Source organism: Vogesella alkaliphila (assembly GCF_014652475.1).
GTDB classification, from domain to species: Bacteria; Pseudomonadota; Gammaproteobacteria; order Burkholderiales; family Chromobacteriaceae; genus Vogesella; species Vogesella alkaliphila.
The window spans coordinates 361718-378194 of sequence record NZ_BMYW01000002.1 but is presented as its reverse complement, the minus strand read 5'-3'; the positions used below and the strand labels follow the sequence as shown (position 1 = coordinate 378194).

Below are 16477 nucleotides of genomic sequence, written 5' to 3'. Positions count from 1 at the left end.
AGCCTAAAATGACTTCTACTTTAGATTTGATCGGTCGCACCGAAAAATTGTTCGTTGCCGATATTCAAAAGCACGAGAAAATTCTATCGGAAATTATCTGCCAGTCACGTTTTCTGGTTCTAGGCGGAGCTGGCTCTATCGGCCAGGCGGTAGTTAAAGAGATTTTTAAGCGTAACCCACAGAAATTGCATGTCGTAGACATTAGCGAAAATAATATGGTTGAGCTGGTTCGCGACACCCGCAGCAATTTCGGCTACATCGATGGTGATTTCCAAACCTTTGCTCTCGATATAGGCTCCGTGGAATATGATGCCTTTATCGAAGCAGATGGCTGCTATGACTATGTGCTCAATCTGTCCGCATTGAAGCATGTCAGGAGTGAAAAAGATCCCTTCACTCTGATGCGGATGATTGACGTCAACGTTTTCAATACGGACAAAACCATCAGGCAGTCTATTGAAAAAGGCACCAAGAAATATTTCTGCGTATCAACCGACAAAGCGGCCAACCCCGTCAACATGATGGGGGCGTCCAAGCGCATCATGGAAATGTTCTTGATGCAGCGCAGCCATGCATTGGAAATTTCGACTGCACGTTTTGCCAATGTTGCATTCTCGGATGGTAGCCTGCTGCACGGTTTCAATCAGCGCCTCATGAAGAAGCAACCGATTGTTGCCCCGAATGACATTCGTCGCTACTTCGTCACTCCCCAAGAGTCCGGCGAGCTGTGCCTGATGTCATGTATTTTCGGTGAAAATCGCGATATTTTCTTCCCGAAACTCAGCGAAGCACTGCATCTGATCACCTTTGGCGAGATTGCCGAAAAATATCTGCGTTCAAGGGGGTACGAGCCACACCTGTGTGCCAGCGAGGACGAGGCGCGTGAACTGGCCAGCGTTTTGCCGGAGCAAGGGAAATGGCCATGCCTATTCACTTCCAGTGACACCACGGGAGAAAAAGATTTTGAAGAATTTTTCACCGAGCATGAGACGCTGGACATGGCACGCTTTGACAACCTGGGCGTGATCAAGAATTCCGGCGACTTCAATGCAGAGAAGATCGCCATGTTCAGAGAGCGCATTACCTGCATGAAGCAAGAAAAACGTTGGACCAAACAGAACATCGTCGATTTGTTCCATGAAATGATTCCGGACTTTGGTCATAAGGAGACCGGAAAATATCTTGACGCTAAGATGTAATTTCAACCATGAACAAAAAACTGACTCGCTTTGTACGTGACATTTACCGGACGGATGATTTTATCCCGCTGCACACTCCGGTTTTTGCTGGCAACGAAAAACAATATGTGCTGGATACGATTGACAGCACATTTGTTTCGAGTGTCGGCAAATATGTGGACGACTTCGAAAGGAGGATGGAGCAGTTCACCGGCAGCCCCAAGGCTGTGGCAACGGTAAACGGCACAGCAGCGCTGCATGCGGCGCTGTACATGGCTGGCGTGCGCGCTGGCGATTGTGTCATTACACAAGCACTGACCTTTGTTGCGACCTGCAATGCTCTGCATCACATGGGAGCCAAACCAGTATTTGTCGATGTATCCCGCATCAGCCTGAGCCTTTGTCCGCAGGCGACCGAATCCTGGCTGAGCGAATATGCACGCCTTGATGGCGAAGGCATCTGCCGTCATGTGCCAAGCGGCCAGATCATCCGCGCAGTAGTGCCGATGCACACATTCGGTCACCCCGCGGAGTTGGATGAGTTGATCGCAGTCTGCCGCCGTTGGAACCTGGTCCTGGTAGAAGACGCCGCAGAAAGTCTGGGCTCTTACTACAAGGGCCGACACACCGGCACATTAGGTGAATACGGCGCCATCAGCTTCAACGGCAACAAGATCATTACCACGGGCGGTGGCGGGATGGTACTGTGCCATTCGGAAGAGGCTGGCCGTCGCACCAAGCACGTTACGACGACGGCCAAACAGCCCCACCCGTACGAGTTCTTCCATGACGAACCCGGTTTCAACTACCGTCTGCCCAATTTGAATGCAGCACTGGGCTGTGCCCAGATGGAGTCGCTCCCTCTCTTTCTGGAGCAAAAGCGCAAGTTGGCAGAATGCTATGCACAACTATTTGCCGGTTCCGACTATCAGTTTGTTACAGAACCGGCCTATGCCAAATCCAACTATTGGCTTAACGCCGTGATCTGTCCCGATACCACAACACGTGATGCTTTGTTGAAAGAAAGCAATACGGCAGGGGTGATGACGCGCCCGATCTGGAAACTAATGCATCGATTGCCGATGTTTGCCGAAGCGCTCCGTGCCCCATTACCCATATCGGAATGGGTAGAGGCTCATCTGGTCAATCTGCCAAGCTCACCGATAGCGCAGGAGTAACACGGTGAAGAAAATCGCCGTCTTTACCGGTACCCGAGCCGAATACGGCCTGCTGTACTGGTTGCTGAAAGACATCCAGACAAATGATGAACTGATGCTACAGCTCATAGTGTCAGGTATGCATCTGTCCCCAGAATTTGGTTTGACATACCAACAAATCGAAGAAGACGGATTCAATATCGATGCCAAGGTGGAAATCCAGCTGTCTTCCGATACCTCGGTAGGCGTAGCCAAAAGCATGGGGCTGGGGGTGCTGGGCCTTGCCGATGCTCTACAGCGTTTACAGCCTGAAGCACTGGTTGTGCTAGGAGACCGCTTCGAAGCGTTGGCTGCGGCACAGACTGCGATGATCATGCGCATCCCCGTCGTCCACCTGCATGGGGGGGAAATTACCGAAGGTGCTTACGACGATGCCATCCGCCACGCGATAACCAAACTCAGCCATCTGCATTGCACTGCGGCAGAACCTTACAGACAGCGTGTCATCCAAATGGGAGAAGCGCCCGGGCAGGTGCACAACGTTGGGGCAATTGGTCTTGACCACCTGCGAAGAACAAAACTGCTGAATATCGCTGAACTGGGACAAGCATTGGGCTTCCCGCTGCAAAAGCCCTATTTCCTGGTGACATACCACCCTGTGACGCTGGCTGATGAGCCGGTCGAGACATCGTTTCAGGCACTGCTTGACGCTTTGGACGATTTTCCAGATCACCAGGTCATTCTGACCTATCCCAATGCAGACGATGGCGGCCGCAAGATCATTCCGCTGCTCAATGACTATGCTGCCGGACGGTCAAATGTCCTGGCAATGCCATCGCTTGGGCAGGTTCGCTACCTCAGCGCAGTCAAACATGCCACAGCCGTGATTGGGAACTCCTCCAGTGGAATTATCGAAGTCCCGGCATTTGCTGTTCCGACGGTCGATATCGGACAACGTCAAAAGGGTCGGCTGGCAGCCGCCAGCGTCATTCATTGTGATGCCAACCGCCTTGCAATCAAGACCGCCATCAAGGCGGCCGTAAGCATGCACGCCAAACTTGCAGGAAAGCCTGTGGCCAACCCCTACGGACAAGGGGATGCCAGTGGCCGGATTATTAGCCTGCTTAAGAATCTGCCCACTAACGTGGTCAAAATATTCCATGATTTGAACAAGGATGCCACGCAATGACCCAGATAATTGCCGAAGCCGGAGTAAACCATAATGGCCATGAAGATCTGGCGTTCGAACTCGTCAAGGCTGCTCATGCTGCCGGTGCCGATATAATCAAATTTCAGACCTTTAAAGCAAGCAAGCTGGTAACCGCTACTGCACGCCAAGCCGAGTATCAGCAAAACAATACCGGCAAGACGGAAAGCCAACTAGCCATGCTCAGCCGGCTGGAACTCTCCTATGAAGCGCATCACCGCCTGCTGGCCTATTGCCGTCAGCTCGGTATCGAATTTCTGTCCACGGCGTTTGATAACGACAGCCTGATCTTTCTGGTGGAAGACCTGAAGCTTGCGACACTGAAAATCCCGTCTGGCGAGTTGACCAATGCACCATTTGTGCTGGCTCATGCACGTACCGGCTGCAAGCTGATCGTTTCAACAGGCATGGCAACACTGGCCGAAGTAGAAGCAGCGCTGGGTGTTATCGCATTCGGACTGATTGCACCTCGCGATGCCGAGCCGTCAGAAAGCGCATTTGCTAGGGCCTATGCATCAGAAGAAGGCCAGGCGGCCCTGACCAGCCAAGTCACACTCCTGCACTGCACAACCGAATACCCGGCCCCGCTGCACGAAATCAACTTGCGAGCAATGGACACCATGGCGGCTGCTTTTGGACTGCAAGTGGGTTACTCCGATCACAGTGCCGGTATCAGCGTGCCGATTGCTGCGGTAGCTCGGGGCGCGATGCTCATCGAGAAGCACTTCACTCTAGATAGGAACATGGAAGGACCTGATCACCAGGCATCGCTTGAACCGCAGGAACTGGCTGATATGGTACAAGCCATCCGTGATGTGGGCCTTGCACTGGGCAACGGCCGTAAAGGTCCCCAACCGTCCGAAATCAAGAACAAAGAAATCGCACGCAAGAGTCTTGTCGCGGCCAAGGAAATCCAGATAGGTGACCCTTTCTGCGCAGAAAACCTGGAGATTAAGCGCCCCGGCACAGGTACGAGTCCCTATCGTTATTGGGGTTTGTTAGGCAAAGCAGCCCAACGCAGTTATCAGGAAGGCGATGTCATCGTTGAATAAACCACTGATTATTTTGGGTGCGGGTGGCCATGCTGCGGTGCTGGTAGACATTCTCAGGCAGCAGCGCCGTGACATTATGGCAATAATCAGCCCAGGCAACGACGTACTACGACCAGTGTTCGATGGCTTGTCACGCTGGCATGATAATGATGATGTACTACAGTGTGCTCCCGACGAGGTCGAGCTGGTAAATGGCCTTGGCTCCTTGCCTGGCAATACCCACCGCCAAAAGCTATATGGCGACTTCGTTTGCAAGGGCTATGTCTTTGCAAAAGTTATTGCTGACAGCGCGGTGATTTCTCCCTATGCGCATTTGGGTGATGGCGTTCAGGTGCTGCACAAGGCTGTAGTACAAGCAGGGACAGATATCTCAGAAAACACCATCATCAATACAGCTTCTGTCGTTGAACATGACTGTTGTATCGGTGCTCATAACCATCTAGCGCCAGGTAGTGTACTCAGTGGAGGAGTTCACACTGGCAACAGTGTGCATATCAGCACTGGAGCTGTAGTAATTCAAAATATCAATATTGGTGATGATGTTGTTATTGGTGCGGGTGTCACCATCAACAAAAACGTAGCAGAAGCCGTTACGGTATATGGCGCGCGCCCCTTTGTAAAAACGCACTGAAAGAAAGAGCAACAAGTGCAAAAAGACTGGAAAAAAGTTCGACTGTCCCCGACCCAAACGCTTCGTGAAGCATTGGCCATCATCAACGAAGAAGCTTTGCGCATTGCATTGGTCGTTGATGAATGGCAAAAGCTGCTTGGCATTGTGACGGATGGAGACATCCGCCGGGCTCTTCTCAAGGGCCTTGGTCTCGAAGCCCCAGTGAATCTTGTCATGAACCGGACACCTGTTCTTGTTGGTCCCGACATGGGGCGCGCCCATGCCTTGGCACTCATGCAGCAGAAAAGCGTTCTCTCCCTCCCAATTGTTGATGATAATGGCACGTTATTGGGACTAGAAACGTGGGAGCATGCACTTGAGCCATCCCGCTATGACAATCCCGTGTTTCTGATGGCTGGAGGTTTTGGCACAAGGCTTAAGCCACTCACCGACCATTGTCCGAAGCCTTTGTTAAAGGTGGGGGATCGCCCCATTTTGGAAACACTGCTGCTAAGCTTTATTCGCCACGGCTTTTCCGATTTTTATATTTCTACCCACTACATGCCGGAGCAGATTCGCCAACACTTTGGCGATGGCAGCAAATGGAATGTCACCATCACTTATGTGCATGAAGAAAAGCCGTTGGGTACTGGCGGAGCGCTCGGTTTGTTACCGAAGACACTGCCGGATCTGCCACTGATCATGATTAACGGTGATGTACTCACCACGGTAGATTTTGATCGTCTTTTAGCTTTTCATAGTGAGCATTTGCCAGCAGCCACTATGTGCGTGCGCGAGTATGACTATCAGATACCTTATGGTGTCATCCAGGGAAATGGCCACCGTATCATCAGCATGGTGGAAAAACCGATTCAACGTTACTTTGTCAATGCTGGCATCTACGTTGTGAGCCCCCATGTGTTCAAATCCGTACCAGCACACCAACGCATTGACATGCCGACTTTACTGGAGCAACAAATGGAGGCAGATAAAGATGTCTTGATGTTCCCTATCCACGAGTACTGGCTGGATATTGGCCACATCGATGATTTCAGGCGAGCCCAGACAGATATTTATGGCTTAGGATTATGAGAAGTGACATTTGCATCGTTGTTGTAGGCTTGGGAAATATTGCACGCCGGCATCGGCGTAACCTGCGCCAGCTTTTTCCGGAAAGCACAATTGTTGCCGTATCGGCAAGTGGCCGCGAGCCACAAGAAGCAGTTTGCAACGCCGACAAGGTGGCGTCATCAATCGACGCAGCGCTTGCCATACCGTCTGCATTTGCCATTGTGGCTTCACCTGCCAGCTACCACTACCAGCATGCAGCGCCGTTTATTAACGCCGGAGTTCCAGTATTAATCGAAAAACCGGTTGTAGCGGATAGCAGCGATGCAGCCCGCCTACAAGAGTTGGCCCGCAGAACAAACACGATGGTCGCTGTTGCCTATTGTCTGCGTTATCTACCCTCTACGATTATCGCCAAGCAGCTACTTGATGCAGGTGATATTGGACACATTCATAACGCTCTAATAACGATAGGGCAGTTTTTGCCTGATTGGCGCCCGACCACCGACTTCAGACAGTCGGTCTCGGCACGACAAGCCTTGGGTGGCGGCGTCTTACTCGAGCTAAGCCATGAGCTGGACTACCTGCAATGGTTACTAGGCCCTCAACAAGTATTACATGCTGTGCTGCGCAACTCACGGGAGCTGGATCTGGAGGTGGAAGAAATTGCCGATATGGTGATGGTAAACACTCGGGGAACCATTAGCACCCTGCATATGGATTTCTTGCAAAAGCAGGCTTGCCGCCGTTGCACTTTCATCGGCAGCAAGGCCCGACTGGAGTGGGACCTGATAGCTAATAGCGTAACCCGTCACAGTGCGGATGGTACCGTAAGCTGCTATAGCCAGCCAAGTTGGGACAAAAATGGTATGTATTTGGCCATGTTGGAGGATTTTATGGCTGCCATAGCAGGCAAGCCCAACAACTGCATAACGCTGGATGAGGCATTGGCTACTGTAGAACTGATAGAACAGATAAAGAAAATGGCAACACAAGGGAAAGTCCAATGACCATTCATGCCTTCATTTTTGCACGCGGCGGCTCGAAAGGTTTGCCGGGGAAAAACATCAAGCTACTGGCAGGCAAACCCCTCCTTGCCTATTCGATAGAGGTTGCGAAGCAGTTACCTGAAATTTCACAAGTTTTTGTTTCAACCGATGACAAAGATATTGCTAGCGTTGCTGTCGAGTATGGTGCAACGGTCATCCCCAGGCCTGATAACCTGGCGCAGGACGACACTCCAGAATGGTTTGCCTGGCGCCATGCCATTAACTGGGTAAAAGAACGGTACGGTGAGTTTGACGATTTTGTTAGCTTGCCAGCCACCAGCCCACTGCGAAGTGAGCAAGACGTGCAAACAGCCATCAAGAAGCGGCGGCAAACCGGTGCAGATATCTGCATCAGCGTCACCCCTGCCTCGCGCAGCCCCTATTTCAATATGGTAAAGGCTACGGCCGAAGGCGAGGTTGAATTAGTTATTCCTCCGACCGGAGAAGTGCAGCGCAGACAAGATGCGCCCACCGTTTTCGACATTACTACCGTGGTATATGCCACCACACCACACTTTGTACTGGAACAGTATGGCCTATTTAGTGGCAAGGTGGTGGCAATAGAGGTTCCTAAACATCGTGCGGTGGACATTGACGACATCTGTGATTTTCGCCTAGCCGAAGTCATGCTGTCCTACGGAGAATAAACATCATGTTGCTCAACAAGAAAATTCTGGTAATGGGTGCGGGTGGCTTACTGGGCAGCCACCTGGTGCCCGCCCTGCTGAAAGCAGGTGCTGCGGTTATCGCTACCGATATCAGCGTGGCACATATGCAGCAACGCCTGTACCCTCAAGGCATCGACAATAACCAGCCTAGCCTACTTTTGCGTGAGTGCGATATTACCGATGCTGAACAAGTAAAGCAGCTTCTGCTTGAGTGCGAGGGGTTGTCTGGTGCAGTGAATACCACGTATCCGCGTAACAAGCAGTACGGTGCACATTTCTTTGATGTAACTGCCGAGAGCTTCAATGAGAATCTGTCGCTGCACTTGGGCTCGTCCTTCCTGTTCATGCAGCAGAGTGCAGCCTATTTCAGACAACAACAGCGACCATTCTCGCTGGTAAATGTTGCATCCATCTATGGTGTAGTAGCTCCCAAATTTGACATCTACGCAAACACCCCAATGACCATGCCGGTAGAGTATGCCGCCATCAAGTCAGCTATCATTCACTTGGGCAAATACGCTGCCGCTTATGTCTGCGACAGCCGGTTTCGTGTCAATACTGTAAGCCCTGGCGGCATTTTCGACCATCAGCCCGAGCCTTTCCTAACAGCCTACAAGGCGCAAACCCACGGCACGGGGATGCTAGATGTAACAGAAGTGCTAGGGAGCATTATTTATTTGCTTTCCGATAGTTCCCGCTATGTCACTGGGCAGAACATAGTCATTGACGATGGCTTTTTACTGTGAAAATTACGGTCGTCAGATTTGTCAATATCACTGCAAGATTCATAACTCTTGCTTCCAAATTTGGTTTTTTGTTTTTTATAGCCAAGTTTTTAACGGAGAACGAAGTTGGCCTGTATGGGTTAATTTCCGCTGCTATTGTCTACGCAGTTGGATTTGTCGGGTTGGAGTTCCATGTATACAGTTCTAGAGAGCTTATTGTTTCAGGCAACGACCGCAGAGGGTTTGTTCTAAAAAACAATATAATGCTATACTTTTTGTCTTATATTATCTCATTTCCCTTGTTGTCGTTAATTTTCTTTTTAAATCTTATTCCTTTCGATTATTTGTTCTATTTTTTCTTGTTGGTGATAGTTGAGCATTTTTCTCTGGAGCTATATAGAGTGCTGACGGCTCTATCTAGAAATTTGTCCGCCTCTATTGTTCTTTTTGTTAAGTCTGCATTCTGGTTTGTTTTGGCCGCCCCATTGTTTTTTTATTCCAAAACCTTCCACAGTCTTCACTTCATACTTGGATTTTGGCTCTTAGGCGGATTTTTAGCTTGCTGCTATGGCTTATATGAACTTAGGGATTTAGTAGGGTTGTCGCTACGCGCTCAGATTGACAAAGACTGGATAAGGCAAGGGTTAAAGAAAACCTCTCTATTTTATTTTTCAACAATTTTTGTTGTCCTTATGCTAAGTGCCGATAGATTTCTTGTTAATTATTTTGGCGGAATTATACAGGTTGCCCCTTATGTAGTTTTCATCGGCGTTGCAAATGCAATGATTTCCCTAGTAGAAGCAGGTGTATTTGTATTTTATTACCCTAAATTGGTTGCGGCTGTTTTTGAGGTGCGTTTTTTTGATTTTCAGAATCTTTATAAGAAAATGTCAGCCCAGGCAGTGCTCTCATTTTTTGCATTTTCTATTTTGTCGGCATTCTTTACCATTTTCGCATTTCGTTACCTAGGCAAAGCCGTTTACCTTAATTCAAAAATGATGTTCTTTTTGGTGTTGCTTTCTAGTTTTTTTAAAGTACTATCTATGATTCCACAGTATGCCCTTACAGCACTCAAGAGAGATAATTGGATTGCCACGATTAATTTCATCTCCGTAGTACTGTTTTTTCTGATTGTTTTTGGGCTTGGCTTCTGGATCGAAGAAATGTCAGTTCCCGTGGCCCTAGTCGTTGTTTATTTTTTCCAGTGGTTTACCAAGCAGAAAGCCTGTCAAGCATGTTTATCCTTCAGATATAAAAGTCTGGCAGGTGAAATAAAATGACAAAAACCTTGCAGCTACATTGTAAATTCATTTTTACGATGTTTTTTTCATTTATCATCGCCGGTTTGTCGTTGATCGCAATCCCCGCCGTGTCAAAAATTCAGGAATTAAATTTTATACTTCTCCTTAATTCAACTTTTCTTCTGTTTGTTACTTTAGGCTCAGTTCTTTGCATTTTGATTCTGACTGGCTTTAAGCCAAAGCCTGGCCGAAAAATAGAAGGAGCACAAATGGTTGCAAATTTCAAGCTTGCAGCCTATGGCTCTTTGAGTGGCATCTTGATGATGTCTTATGATCGGGTGTTTATTCGAGGAATTGATTATACACAAGGATTGCGAGCCTCTCGCTATGAGTGGCTAGATACAACCGGAGGTTCTCTCTCCAGCATTCTTGGCAATTTATTAGTGCACCTAGCCTATTATGGAATTTTCTTGTGTGTTGCACATGGCTATAAAGTCACAAAGAACATGAGGTATTTCGTCATGCTATCATCCCTTGTCGGCATATTTGGCCATGCTGCATTAAATGGTGGGCGAAGCAATATTCTTTTGGCAATAGTGATTTTTATTATTGCCAGAGTTGTTCGTCGCGCACCGAAAGAAATTGAAAGCAGGATAGTCAAGAGGTCCAGATGGGCTTGGCTTAGCGGCTTGATCATATTAGTAATTGCAGTTAGATACGTTGCATATATCATTCAATCGAGTGCTGATATTGGTGGCGTTGATTTAAAGACCATTACCTATCTTGGCATAGATATGCTTTATGGAAAAGAAACTGATTTTTTCCATAAAATTGGAGGGGTGAATGAATCTCTATATTTTCCAATCTATGCTCTTGCATATTTGTACCATGGGAACTGGACGTCGCAAATCGCATTTGCTATTAGCCAAAGACCTGGAAGTTATGTTTTTTTTCCAATAAGCGTAATTCTTAATAATATGGGAATCCTAGATAAGCCTCTTGAACCTGGATATTTTTCTGATGTTGGTGCATTTATCAGCCTTCCTGGTGCATTTTTCTATGATTTCTCTTGGGTGGGAGTTGTGGTCCTATCAACTTTGTTGGGATTTCTTGTAGGACTATCCATACTATTTGCAGGCGCAGGCCGAGTCGGATCTATAAAAATGGCCGTTATTTTATATGCATTATACATGACCATCTTGGCCCCCATAGTACCTGGATATGGCTTCGCATACTTAAATTTTATCGTCTTTGCATTTGTTATGGCTGATTTTTTTAATTCCATTATTTACGGACGAAGAACATGCTTTCTAAGTTGAGTAGGAATAAAAGTATAGATTTTTTGATCATATATGAGCGAAAAAATAGGGAGCTAGAGAACGCTATTCTTTTGCAATCAGAATTAGAGCGCAGGGGCTTTGTATGCAAAATTGCACAATTTTATGATGGCGCCGCTTTTAATATTTTTAACCATAATCCTCCTGGGGTAATAGTTGTCCCGCATTTATATGATACGAACGAAGTCGCTCGTGTTGTCGCAAGATTCGGCCGCCCATCTGCAATCGTCAACTTACAATATGAGCAGGTCCTATCTGAAAAGTGGGAAAAACATGGCCATCACAATCCAAAAGGATTAGCTATTTATGGGCATCATGTTTGCTGGGGATGGAAAACCGTTGATCGGCTTCACAATGCAGGAGTTCCAAGAGATAACCTTCATTTGTTAGGGGCTATTCAACTTGATTTGTTACGCAGCGAGTTTACCCAGCCTGAAAATTCAAGAAAGCAGCTTGCAAAAGAGTTTTGCCTGCCTGATGCTAAGGCATGGAATTTATTTTTGTCTAGCTTCACGTATGCCGACATAGAAGAACATCGTCTAGCGATGAATGAATCTGTCGCAGGCACAAACTTGAGTTCTTTTGTAAAGATTCACACAAAATCAAGAGATGAAATTCTGATTTGGTTTGAACGTATTTTGGAAATCGATGTAGAGACGATATTTATTTATCGCCCACACCCTGATGAGTTAAACCTTGAAAAGGTTTTAAAACTTCAAGAGAAATTCGATAATTTCCATGTTATATCGGCTTTTGCAGCCAAGGTTTGGATTGAGGCAAGTGACAAAATTTTCTCTTGGTATTCTACTACGATAGTAGAGTCACACTTTCTTGACAAGGCTTATTCTATTTTGCGTCCGTATGAGTTGCCAGATTATTTTGACAGCGTACTATTAAGACATGGGGTGTTTGTAGAAACCTACAGTGATTTCAAAGGGATTTACCTATCTTCATCTAAAGTCAAATCCAAGGCATTAGATAATAAATTTATTGACATGTACTATTCCACTGACAATGCGCAGCCATCCTTTGTGTTGCTTTCAGATTTTCTTGTTAATTTGCTGGGTCGATCGACAAGGCTTATCACGCCTAATTGGAAATTGATTTTTAAGTATAAAATAATTTCACTGGCTGTCCTGTTGGTGTATTGGCTCTATTGCACTTTCAGCCTTGAGTCGATCAAGCCTTTAAAATTTAAATTTCTGGCAAATTGGTTTAAAGAGTTTAAAACTCAAATTGCAGACGGCCAAGAGCTGAATTCTATTAGAAAAACTATTGATAGCAGAATCGGTCCGAGCTAAATTCATGAGAATTTCTAGCCTGTTTTATCTCTTGTATCGACAAGCCAGGTGTGCTTACTCCAGGCGCCGCTATCGCCTGCGTTTCGCAGGGAGGAATGTCTTAATTGCGGGCGGTTGCCGGATCTCTAGAGATTTGGTGGTCGGTGATTTTTCATACATAGGTCCAAACTCAATAGTTTGCCCAAAAGTTAAAATGGGGCGTTTTGTAATGTTTGGCCCGTCAGTAGTGATTATGGGGAAGGATCATAGGTTTGACATTATAGGCCAGCCAATGATTTTTTCGGGAAGAGAGCCACTAAAAGGCACCACCATTGGTGACGACGTTTGGATTGGGGCGGGTGTATTTATAATGGAGGGTGTTACCGTAGGTGCCGGTGCAATAATTGGTGCTAACTCAGTAGTTACTAAGGACGTGCCGGCTGGCGAAATACATGCCGGCAATCCCGCCAAAAAAATCAAGGAGCGCTTCTCCTCCCACAATGAGCTACAAGTTCATTTGGAAAAATTGGCCAAGGGAAATTATAAGATTTGTTATTCGGAGCGACGATAACCATGTTTTTCTTTAAAAAAACCCTTCTCATTACTGGCGGTACCGGCTCTTTCGGAAATGCAGTTCTGCATCGCTTTCTGAATACGGACATCAAGGAAGTCCGCATCTTCAGCCGTGACGAAAAAAAGCAGGACGACATGCGGAAGAAGTACAACAGCCCCAAACTGAAGTTCTATATCGGCGATGTACGCGACTACACGAGCGTGCTGAATGCGACACGGGGCGTGGACTACATTTTCCACGCAGCCGCCCTGAAGCAGGTGCCGTCCTGCGAGTTCCACCCGATGGAAGCGGTCAAAACCAACGTGATGGGCACCGAGAACGTACTTGAGGCTGCCATTGCCAATGAGGTGCAGCGCGTCGTGTGTCTGAGCACCGATAAGGCGGTGTACCCCATCAACGCCATGGGCATTTCCAAGGCAATGATGGAAAAGGTCATGGTGGCCAAGTCGCGCAATGTCGACGAGAACAAGACCATGATCTGCGGTACGCGCTACGGCAACGTGATGGCGTCGCGTGGCTCGGTGATTCCTTTGTTCGTCGATCAATTCCGGGCAGGAAAGCCACTGACCATCACCGATCCGGCCATGACCCGTTTCATGATGACGCTGGATGACGCTGTAGAACTGGTTCTCTATGCCTTCGAGCACGGTCGCAACGGCGATATCTTCGTGCAGAAAGCCCCTGCCGCCACGGTTGAAACACTGGCCCATGCACTGCTCGGCATCCTGGATAAACCTCACCATCCAGTACATGTGATCGGCACTCGCCACGGTGAGAAGCTGTATGAAGGTCTGCTCAGCCGGGAAGAAATGGCAGTGGCAGAAGACCTGGGGGGCTACTATCGGGTGCCACCAGACTTGCGTGATCTCAACTACGGCAAGTTCGTGGAACAAGGCGATACGCGTATCAGCGAAATGCAAGACTACAACTCTCACAACACCGAGCGACTGGACGTGGCAGGCATGCAAAAGCTGCTGTTCAAACTGGACTTTATCCGTGCAATCCACGACGGCCTCGATGCCGAGCCGGAGGCTTGATCATGAAATTGGTAATCACTGGCGCACATGGCTTTGTCGGCAAGAACCTGCAAGTTCACTTGCAAGAGGCTGGCTATAGTGACATCCGCTGTATTGGCCGGGACTCGTCCCAGGAAGAGCTGAGGGCGGCGCTGGCCGATGCGGATTTCGTATTTCATCTGGCAGGCATCAACCGCCCACAGGACGTGACCGAGTTCCATACCGGCAACGTCGGGCTGACTGAAATACTGCTTGCCGAATTGCAATCGGCCGGCCGAGCCGTGCCGGTGGCTTACACCTCGTCCACCCAAGCCACCCTGGACAACCCCTATGGCGTCAGCAAGCTTGGGGGCGAGCATGCCCTGCTGGCCTACGGGCAGAAAACTGGCGCCCCCGTGTATGTGTTCCGGCTCCCGAACATTTTTGGCAAGTGGTGTCGCCCCTTCTACAACTCCGCTGTAGCGACATTTTGTCATCAGATCGCTCGCGGTGAGCCAATTACCATTCACAATCCTGATGCGCCGCTACGCCTGGTGTACATCGATGATGTCTGCCGTTGCCTGATCGACTTGCTGGGCAGCGACGCCACTTTGCCCGGCTATGTCGAAGCCTCTCCAGTTTATGACGCCACGGTAGGCGCTCTCGCTGACCAGATTCAGGCATTCCGTAATAGCCGTGAAATGCTGGTAACCGAGCCTGTGGGCACGGGTCTTGTCCGGGCACTCTATGCCACCTATGTCAGCCACCTGCCCCACGATGACTTTGCCTATACCGTGCCCAGCTATGGTGACTCCCGTGGAGTGTTCGTGGAAATGCTGAAAACCAAGGACTCCGGCCAGTTCAGCTTCTTCACGGCGCATCCGGGCATTACCCGGGGTGGGCATTACCACCACAGCAAGACGGAGAAATTCCTGGTAATCAGAGGTGAAGCCCGCTTTGGCTTCCGCCACATTCTGACAGGAGAACGGTTGGAACTTGTTACCTCCGGCAGCAAGCCGCAGATCGTAGAAACCATTCCAGGCTGGATACATGACATCACCAATATTGGTGATGACGAGATGATCGTCATGCTGTGGGCTAATGAAATTTTTGACCGGCAGAATCCGGACACTATCGCGCACAAGGTTTGACATGAAGAAATTAAAAGTAGCCACCGTAGTCGGCACCCGCCCCGAGATCATCCGACTGTCCCGTGTACTGGCTCGCCTTGATCAGTACTGTGACCATGTATTGATCCACACCGGCCAGAACTACGATTATGAGCTGAACCAGATTTTCTTTGATGATCTTGGCGTCAAGAAACCGGACTATTTTCTGTCCGCTGCCGGCAAAAATGCAGCAGAAACCATCGGTCAGGTGATTATCGCGGTGGACCGCGTGTTGGAAGAGGTAAAGCCGGACGCGTTGCTGGTGCTGGGGGATACCAACAGTTGCCTGGCCGCCATCCCGGCCAAGCGCCGAAAGATTCCCATCTTCCACATGGAAGCCGGTAACCGTTGCTTCGACATGCGCGTTCCGGAAGAAACCAACCGGCGCATCGTCGACCATACTGCCGACATCAATCTGACCTACAGTGACATCGCACGCGAGTATCTACTACGCGAGGGCTTGTCGCCGGACCGTGTCATCAAGACCGGCAGCCCGATGTTCGAGGTGTTGACATACTATCTCCAGAATATCGAGGCGTCCGATGTGCTGTCTCGCCTGGGTCTGGAGCAAGGCAGGTTCTTCGTGGTGAGCGCGCACCGCGAGGAGAACATCGATTCCGATATCAACCTCGCTAAGTTGGCCGAAACCTTGAATACGGTCGCGGAGCATTACGGCGAGCCGGTGATCGTATCCACCCACCCGCGCACACAGAAGCGCATCGATGCCAAGGGGCTGGTTTTCCATCCGCAGGTAAGGCTATTGAAGCCACTGGGCTTTACTGATTATGTGCATCTGCAGATGAAGTCGCGCGCGGTGTTGTCCGATAGCGGCACGATTACCGAGGAGTCATCCATCCTCAACTTCCCTGCGCTGAATATTCGGGAGGCTCATGAGCGTCCGGAGGGCATGGAAGAGGCTTCGGTGATGATGACGGGCCTGGATGTAGAGCGGGTGATGCAGGCACTCAACATCCTGCAAGATCAGCCCCGTGGAGAGGGACGTCTGTTGCGCCTGGTAGCTGACTACTCCATGCCCAACGTATCCGACAAAGTGATACGTATCATCCATAGCTACACCGACTACGTGAAACGTGTGGTATGGAGGCAGAACTAAGATGCGCCTAGCCTTGGTCATTGATGACTACCTCCCCGACAGTACGCGGGTCG

16 protein-coding genes are annotated in these 16477 nt (G+C 49.0%); all 16 read left to right on the top strand.

Features of this window, described 5'->3' with window-relative positions:
• Window positions 1-8: 8 nt before the first annotated feature.
• Genes IE100_RS05055 through wecB form a run of 16 tightly spaced genes read left to right on the top strand, consistent with a single transcriptional unit; the run spans window position 9 to window position 16424 of the window.
• Window positions 9-1199 (top strand): UDP-N-acetylglucosamine 4,6-dehydratase, encoded by a 1191-nt coding sequence (locus tag IE100_RS05055; RefSeq protein WP_189373019.1) that lies wholly within the window; start codon window positions 9-11, stop codon window positions 1197-1199.
• Window positions 1200-1207: 8 nt separating this feature from the next.
• Entirely contained in the window at window positions 1208-2356 is a 1149-nt protein-coding gene (locus tag IE100_RS05050) for a LegC family aminotransferase (protein ID WP_189373018.1), read from the top strand.
• Window positions 2357-2360: 4 nt separating this feature from the next.
• Window positions 2361-3524: a UDP-N-acetylglucosamine 2-epimerase gene (gene neuC / locus IE100_RS05045; protein ID WP_189373017.1), complete on the top strand. Its 1164-nt coding sequence runs from the start codon at window positions 2361-2363 to the stop codon at window positions 3522-3524.
• Window positions 3521-4594 (top strand): N-acetylneuraminate synthase, encoded by a 1074-nt coding sequence (gene neuB, locus IE100_RS05040; RefSeq protein WP_189373016.1) that lies wholly within the window; start codon window positions 3521-3523, stop codon window positions 4592-4594. Before neuC ends, neuB begins: the two co-directional genes overlap by 4 nt.
• The gene (locus tag IE100_RS05035) at window positions 4587-5225 is read left to right on the top strand and encodes an acetyltransferase (RefSeq protein WP_189373015.1); all 639 of its coding nucleotides are present in this window, start codon (window positions 4587-4589) and stop codon (window positions 5223-5225) included. Before neuB ends, IE100_RS05035 begins: the two co-directional genes overlap by 8 nt.
• A gap of 15 nt (window positions 5226-5240) precedes the next feature.
• Complete coding sequence (locus tag IE100_RS05030) at window positions 5241-6296, top strand: nucleotidyltransferase family protein (protein WP_189373014.1); 1056 nt, start codon at window positions 5241-5243, stop codon at window positions 6294-6296.
• Window positions 6293-7282 (top strand): Gfo/Idh/MocA family protein, encoded by a 990-nt coding sequence (locus IE100_RS05025; protein ID WP_189373013.1) that lies wholly within the window; start codon window positions 6293-6295, stop codon window positions 7280-7282. The genes IE100_RS05030 and IE100_RS05025 overlap by 4 nt, the downstream gene beginning before the upstream one ends.
• Window positions 7279-7968, top strand: a complete 690-nt coding sequence (locus IE100_RS05020; RefSeq protein WP_189373012.1) for an acylneuraminate cytidylyltransferase family protein — start codon at window positions 7279-7281, stop codon at window positions 7966-7968. Before IE100_RS05025 ends, IE100_RS05020 begins: the two co-directional genes overlap by 4 nt.
• A gap of 5 nt (window positions 7969-7973) precedes the next feature.
• Window positions 7974-8735, top strand: a complete 762-nt coding sequence (locus tag IE100_RS05015) for an oxidoreductase (protein ID WP_229800230.1) — start codon at window positions 7974-7976, stop codon at window positions 8733-8735.
• Window positions 8732-9994, top strand: coding sequence for an MATE family efflux transporter (locus IE100_RS05010; RefSeq protein ID WP_189373011.1), 1263 nt, complete (start codon window positions 8732-8734; stop codon window positions 9992-9994). The genes IE100_RS05015 and IE100_RS05010 overlap by 4 nt, the downstream gene beginning before the upstream one ends.
• Window positions 9991-11274: an O-antigen polymerase gene (locus IE100_RS05005; RefSeq protein ID WP_189373010.1), complete on the top strand. Its 1284-nt coding sequence runs from the start codon at window positions 9991-9993 to the stop codon at window positions 11272-11274. Before IE100_RS05010 ends, IE100_RS05005 begins: the two co-directional genes overlap by 4 nt.
• A complete protein-coding gene (locus IE100_RS05000; RefSeq protein WP_189373009.1) occupies window positions 11259-12593 on the top strand; it encodes a surface carbohydrate biosynthesis protein in 1335 nt (444 codons plus the stop codon). Before IE100_RS05005 ends, IE100_RS05000 begins: the two co-directional genes overlap by 16 nt.
• Window positions 12594-12597: 4 nt before the next feature.
• Window positions 12598-13143 (top strand): acyltransferase, encoded by a 546-nt coding sequence (locus IE100_RS04995; RefSeq protein WP_189373008.1) that lies wholly within the window; start codon window positions 12598-12600, stop codon window positions 13141-13143.
• A gap of 2 nt (window positions 13144-13145) precedes the next feature.
• Entirely contained in the window at window positions 13146-14183 is a 1038-nt protein-coding gene (locus IE100_RS04990; RefSeq protein ID WP_189373007.1) for a polysaccharide biosynthesis protein, read from the top strand.
• A 2-nt stretch (window positions 14184-14185) separates the two neighbouring features.
• On the top strand, window positions 14186-15292 hold the full coding sequence (gene wbjC / locus IE100_RS04985; RefSeq protein ID WP_189373006.1) for a UDP-2-acetamido-2,6-beta-L-arabino-hexul-4-ose reductase: 1107 nt from the start codon (window positions 14186-14188) through the stop codon (window positions 15290-15292).
• Between the two features lies 1 nt (window position 15293).
• Window positions 15294-16424 (top strand): non-hydrolyzing UDP-N-acetylglucosamine 2-epimerase, encoded by a 1131-nt coding sequence (wecB, locus tag IE100_RS04980; protein WP_189373005.1) that lies wholly within the window; start codon window positions 15294-15296, stop codon window positions 16422-16424.
• Window positions 16425-16477: the final 53 nt, after the last annotated feature.

What these genes read in the sequence shown, in the direction of transcription:
- IE100_RS05055 (WP_189373019.1), top strand. Translation starts at nt 9, where the DNA reads ATGACTTCTACTTTAGATTTGATCGGTCGCACCGAAAAATTGTTCGTT.
- IE100_RS05050 (WP_189373018.1), top strand. Translation starts at nt 1,208, where the DNA reads ATGAACAAAAAACTGACTCGCTTTGTACGTGACATTTACCGGACGGAT.
- neuB (WP_189373016.1), top strand. Translation starts at nt 3,521, where the DNA reads ATGACCCAGATAATTGCCGAAGCCGGAGTAAACCATAATGGCCATGAA.
- IE100_RS05025 (WP_189373013.1), top strand. Translation starts at nt 6,293, where the DNA reads ATGAGAAGTGACATTTGCATCGTTGTTGTAGGCTTGGGAAATATTGCA.
- IE100_RS05020 (WP_189373012.1), top strand. Translation starts at nt 7,279, where the DNA reads ATGACCATTCATGCCTTCATTTTTGCACGCGGCGGCTCGAAAGGTTTG.
- IE100_RS05015 (WP_229800230.1), top strand. Translation starts at nt 7,974, where the DNA reads ATGTTGCTCAACAAGAAAATTCTGGTAATGGGTGCGGGTGGCTTACTG.
- IE100_RS05005 (WP_189373010.1), top strand. Translation starts at nt 9,991, where the DNA reads ATGACAAAAACCTTGCAGCTACATTGTAAATTCATTTTTACGATGTTT.
- IE100_RS05000 (WP_189373009.1), top strand. Translation starts at nt 11,259, where the DNA reads ATGCTTTCTAAGTTGAGTAGGAATAAAAGTATAGATTTTTTGATCATA.
- IE100_RS04995 (WP_189373008.1), top strand. Translation starts at nt 12,598, where the DNA reads ATGAGAATTTCTAGCCTGTTTTATCTCTTGTATCGACAAGCCAGGTGT.
- IE100_RS04990 (WP_189373007.1), top strand. Translation starts at nt 13,146, where the DNA reads ATGTTTTTCTTTAAAAAAACCCTTCTCATTACTGGCGGTACCGGCTCT.
- wbjC (WP_189373006.1), top strand. Translation starts at nt 14,186, where the DNA reads ATGAAATTGGTAATCACTGGCGCACATGGCTTTGTCGGCAAGAACCTG.
- wecB (WP_189373005.1), top strand. Translation starts at nt 15,294, where the DNA reads ATGAAGAAATTAAAAGTAGCCACCGTAGTCGGCACCCGCCCCGAGATC.